This window comes from Lactobacillus sp. PSON (genome assembly GCF_052615405.1).
On record NZ_JBQXFW010000016.1, the window covers coordinates 1 to 4249 of the forward strand.

Annotated in this window: 7 protein-coding genes; 2 read left to right on the forward strand and 5 right to left on the reverse strand. The window is 29.4% G+C overall.

The window, feature by feature from the left end; translation table 11 throughout:
- Positions 1-397, reverse strand: a 397-nt coding sequence (locus tag ACTHPI_RS09350) for a hypothetical protein (RefSeq protein ID WP_445353864.1), incomplete at its 3' end; no start/stop codon positions are given.
- A 459-nt stretch (positions 398-856) separates the two neighbouring features.
- On the opposite strand from ACTHPI_RS09350, the gene ACTHPI_RS09355 reads away from it, so the two are divergent.
- The gene (locus ACTHPI_RS09355) at positions 857-1105 is read left to right on the forward strand and encodes an AbrB family transcriptional regulator (protein WP_445353865.1); all 249 of its coding nucleotides are present in this window, start codon (positions 857-859) and stop codon (positions 1103-1105) included.
- Positions 1105-1500: a type II toxin-antitoxin system death-on-curing family toxin gene (locus tag ACTHPI_RS09360; RefSeq protein ID WP_445353866.1), complete on the forward strand. Its 396-nt coding sequence runs from the start codon at positions 1105-1107 to the stop codon at positions 1498-1500. The genes ACTHPI_RS09355 and ACTHPI_RS09360 overlap by 1 nt, the downstream gene beginning before the upstream one ends.
- A 29-nt stretch (positions 1501-1529) precedes the next feature.
- Here the strand turns inward: ACTHPI_RS09360 and ACTHPI_RS09365 are convergent, their stop codons facing one another.
- The 4 genes from ACTHPI_RS09365 to ACTHPI_RS09380 all read right to left on the reverse strand — a co-directional run bounded on the left by ACTHPI_RS09365 (position 1530) and on the right by ACTHPI_RS09380 (position 4069).
- Positions 1530-1751 carry an AbiH family protein gene (locus ACTHPI_RS09365; RefSeq protein WP_445353867.1) on the reverse strand — a complete coding sequence of 74 codons (222 nt, stop codon included), beginning with the start codon at positions 1749-1751 and terminating at the stop codon, positions 1530-1532.
- Between the two features lie 64 nt (positions 1752-1815).
- Positions 1816-2955: an SLAP domain-containing protein gene (locus ACTHPI_RS09370; protein WP_445353868.1), complete on the reverse strand. Its 1140-nt coding sequence runs from the start codon at positions 2953-2955 to the stop codon at positions 1816-1818.
- An 87-nt stretch (positions 2956-3042) separates the two neighbouring features.
- A complete protein-coding gene (locus tag ACTHPI_RS09375; protein ID WP_445353869.1) occupies positions 3043-3660 on the reverse strand; it encodes a Fic/DOC family protein in 618 nt (205 codons plus the stop codon).
- Entirely contained in the window at positions 3653-4069 is a 417-nt protein-coding gene (locus tag ACTHPI_RS09380; RefSeq protein ID WP_445353870.1) for a helix-turn-helix domain-containing protein, read from the reverse strand. Before ACTHPI_RS09380 ends, ACTHPI_RS09375 begins: the two co-directional genes overlap by 8 nt.
- Positions 4070-4249 lie beyond the last annotated feature (180 nt).

The window sequence follows — 4249 nt, forward strand, 5'->3', positions numbered from 1 at the left end:
GGGCGCTGTCAATCTTCTTGGCTTCTTCTTTCTTCTTGGTAAATTCCTTCCAGTCGCTGATCTCAAGGTCAACGCACTTTTCAGCTGCTCCTGCACCAGCCATAATTGCTCCACCACTAACAAATGCAGCAATCATAGCTATAGCCAATACTAAAGCTGCACCTGCTGTAACCTTTACCAAATCACTATTTGGTAATCCATGCAATAAGTCAGTAGGTTTTACAGTAATGCCGATTTCAAGAGATAACTCATTAGTAACTAATTTATTGTCTTCCTTGTAGACATTGCAGCTGATTGTTAACTTATAATCTACTCCATTGGTTTCAGATACTTTTACTGAAACTTCACCAGCTGAAATACCAGAAGAAGCAATCGTACTTGATGAAAATCTACGCAATCCAATTAATCATTATTTTAAAAAGCGATATAATGCTGATATACAAAAGCAAAAATAAAGGCAAAATAAAAAAGAAGCAAATTGTGATACAATCCCATCTCCATGAATAATTCAAAAATGAAAAATTGAGCTTATCTATGGAGGTGGGATTTTTCTATGCTTAGAAAATCTAAATGTGCAGCTGAAGAAAAATTAGAAGGTATTATTCAATATCTTAAAATTCATAAATGTAGCATTTTGATGTTTTGTTTACTATAAATTTTTTAGATTCAGTCATAGAATTTTCCAATTTTTATATTTAAGTTATTTTATGTTTAGATAGTAATTTTGAACAGGATTTATTGATTCAACTTAATATAATTCCAATTTTATTGAAAACTAACCAAGTCAAGGTACTTTTCTTGTTGTTTCAATAATTATAGTATAAAATGTGATTACATAATGAAAGGAAGTAATAACATGGCAGAAAATACATTAGAAAAAACAAAAATGTTCAAAGCAGGAAATTCCTATGCTTTGAGACTTACTAAAGAAGACCGGAAATTATTACATGCTGATAATAATACAATCTTTGAAAAAAAGGTCAGTGCAGATGGTAATACTATTACATTTTCGAAGTTAGAAGCTGTTCATCCTGAGTTAGATAATTTTATCAACGATTTCTACGCTAAAAATAGTGATTTAATGAGAGACTTAGAAACTAAATAATGAAATATCTTACTAAAACAGACTTAATTCATATTAATCAGAGTGTAGTTAAGCATTCAACTTCGGATAACTTTGGTATTCAATATTCTGAAGGATTAGATATTGTATCTAAGCAACCTATGCAATTTCTTTTTGGACGTGAACTTTATCCTACTATTTGGCTTAAAGCCGCATTTATCCTGCAAAAGACTACTAAAAAGCATATATTTAACGATGGCAACAAAAGAACTGCTTTACTTTCAACAGCATTCTTTTTAAAAATTAATGGTTATGAACTAAATTTGCCAAGAAAAGAAAGTTTAGATTTTATTTTAACAGTCACTAATAATCCTGATGACGATAAAACTATGAAGTTTATTGCTGATTGGTTGCAAGTTCATAGTCAACAAAAATAATTGTATTGTAGAAATATTAAAGATACTGATTAATGATTAGATAGTTTGCTTTTAGGATGGAGATCTTTTATATTACCAATATTGTTTTCAAACTCACTCCATAATTTTTCATCATCTAAAAAGAAAACCTTACTAATAAACTCTGCCTTTTTAGTATCCATCTGTTCTAAGATAGAAAGTAAATTATTTCGATAATCTATAGGTAGTCCTAAGCTTCTATCTAAACCGTTTCCCACAATAAAAAGAATCATAAGCTTCTACTTTCATTAATATAACAAAAGTATAGATATATATCATATCTATACTTTTTACTTACTAGTTATTTGAACTATTACTTGTTTCATAAGCAGCTTTGGCTTCTTCTGGAGTATTACTTGGTGCTAATTTAATACCCATGGAGTACTTTACATCATCAGCTTTTACATAACCATCTTTTACAGTAATTGCTGACCATTCTCCCTTTGTGGCATAAAATGATTTGCCTACTAAATGGTAAAACAATTCAGCTTTGTTTTCCTTTGGTAACCAAATATAAAGTAATTTATTCACTTTAATATCTCCCAGCTGCTTTGTTATACGTTGACCATTTCCATTAGGATCCAAAATATTGCCTTTAGCATCATAAACATCTGTGTCTTTAATAAAGTTAATATAAGTAAAGTTTTCTAAAGAATAATTATGTTTTTTTAACTTTTTATTAGCTGTAACATCACTTTCATCTAACCATTTATTTGTACCTTTTATTCTATAATAGTACGGATTTGAACCTGTCTTTTCATTTAAAGGTGACTTCTCAGACATTTTGTTATATTCTAATCGGTCTACTGTAAATTTAGTTCCTACAGGAACAGTTTTTCCATTACTTGTTGGATTATTATATTTATCTGGGGTCCAAATTTCAGTGTCTGGAGAAGTAACGGTTACTATAGTTTCTTCTTGAGTAGGGTCAGTTACAGAATTAATATTTTTATTTTCATCTTTTTTTACAACATTACCTAAATTGGCAACTTTTACATATTGCTTAGCTGGTCCACCTACTCGGTAATATCTCTTACCATTCTTAAACTTATAGCTTCCACCATAAGTAACAATAGTAGTACCCTTTTTAACTAGTCTGCTGTTAGCACGTCTAGTACTGGTTGCGTAAACGTAAGCATTATGTTCAACTGTTCGCTTAACACCATCAATGTTTGTTGCTTTAATATATTGATTCTTGCCAGTTAATTTGTAATATTGACTTCCATTAATTTCAACTGTATCAGGATCTACAGTGATCTTTTGATATGATGAATATGTTTTTCCAGTATTTTTACCATTTTTATCATAAACAGCTGAATTGTGCATAGTTGTTTTAATAATTGAACCATCTACAGCTTGTACTGTCTTAGAAGTAAATAGAGCAATTCCCATTAGTGCAACGGCCGAGATAGCTGTTAATTTCTTATTTAGTTTCATGAATTATATTCCCTTAATATTATGATTTATTTAATTATCTTATTTTACAAGATAAAAACAGAATGTGCTTGACTAAAAATATAGATATTAGAGATGCTTATTTTTATGCTGGGCATTTCTTTTCATAATTAGTTGTTGAAATGCAATCTCACGTGTCATAGTATTTTCAACTTTAATCAGTTTAGCCATTGCCTCTGTATCAGCATTTTGTTGGGCTAAAATCATTTGATCATTATTTCTTTGATAATCAATAATCTGTTGATGATTTGCAGCGTAACATTGTAAAAATAAACGAGCACTACGTCCATTGCCTTCTCTAAAAGGATGCATATAATTAATTAAATCTAGCAATTGTGCGTAATCTAAAGCAGACAGCGTTCTCTTATTACTTTGTTCTTGCAATAAATTATTTATATCAATTTCGGCAAATCTAAATCTTTTGTAGTCAAAAAAAGTATAGCCATCTTTTTGAAAATTTCCCCACCTATATTTGCCAGCCCAATCGTAAAGCTTGTAAAACATTAATTTATGCAATTTAGTTAATTGCATAATATTATTAACTTTAGGCTTTCTTTGTAAGATCTTAATTGCTGCTACTGCAGTTTCTTCATATTCTAATGCTGCAAGTTTTTTTGCATCATGAATATTTAATTTATTAATTAATACACCGTTAGGATAAATTGTTTCTTCAATCCAATTACTCATTTTCAAAAAGATCTCTGTACATTTCATCAAATTCGGGATCAGGTTTTTGTACTTCTTTAAGTAAGTACAAAATATCGTCTCTAGTGGGTTGCCATCCTTCCAAGTGATTATTAACTACAGCAAATTTAACTTGTTGATATAGTTCTTTATCACTTATTTGAATTCCCTGAATCATTTGATTTTTATCATCAATCTTTAGTTCATAGTTGTCAGACTGTAATTTACTTAATAAATCAGGTGATTGCATTCCCAATCCTTTAGCAAAAGCGTTTAATACTCTGATTGACCAAGATTCAATTGGCTTTTTAATAGCATTTCCTAATGTTGATCGAGCAACTCCACTTTTGGATGCAATATCTGCAACTGTCAAATTATTATTATTCAAGATTGCTGAAATTGTAGTTGTCATATACATCATCTCCATTTTTATTTAATTATACCACATATGGATATATTGCTCCTAATATGGGCATATAATTATTAAAGCATTAGTGTAATTATTTAGTTTTATTTTTCCTTGTTTCAGTAAATTAATTAGTATACTAAGTAGATATTATTTATTTAATTATCTTATATTTCAATATACACA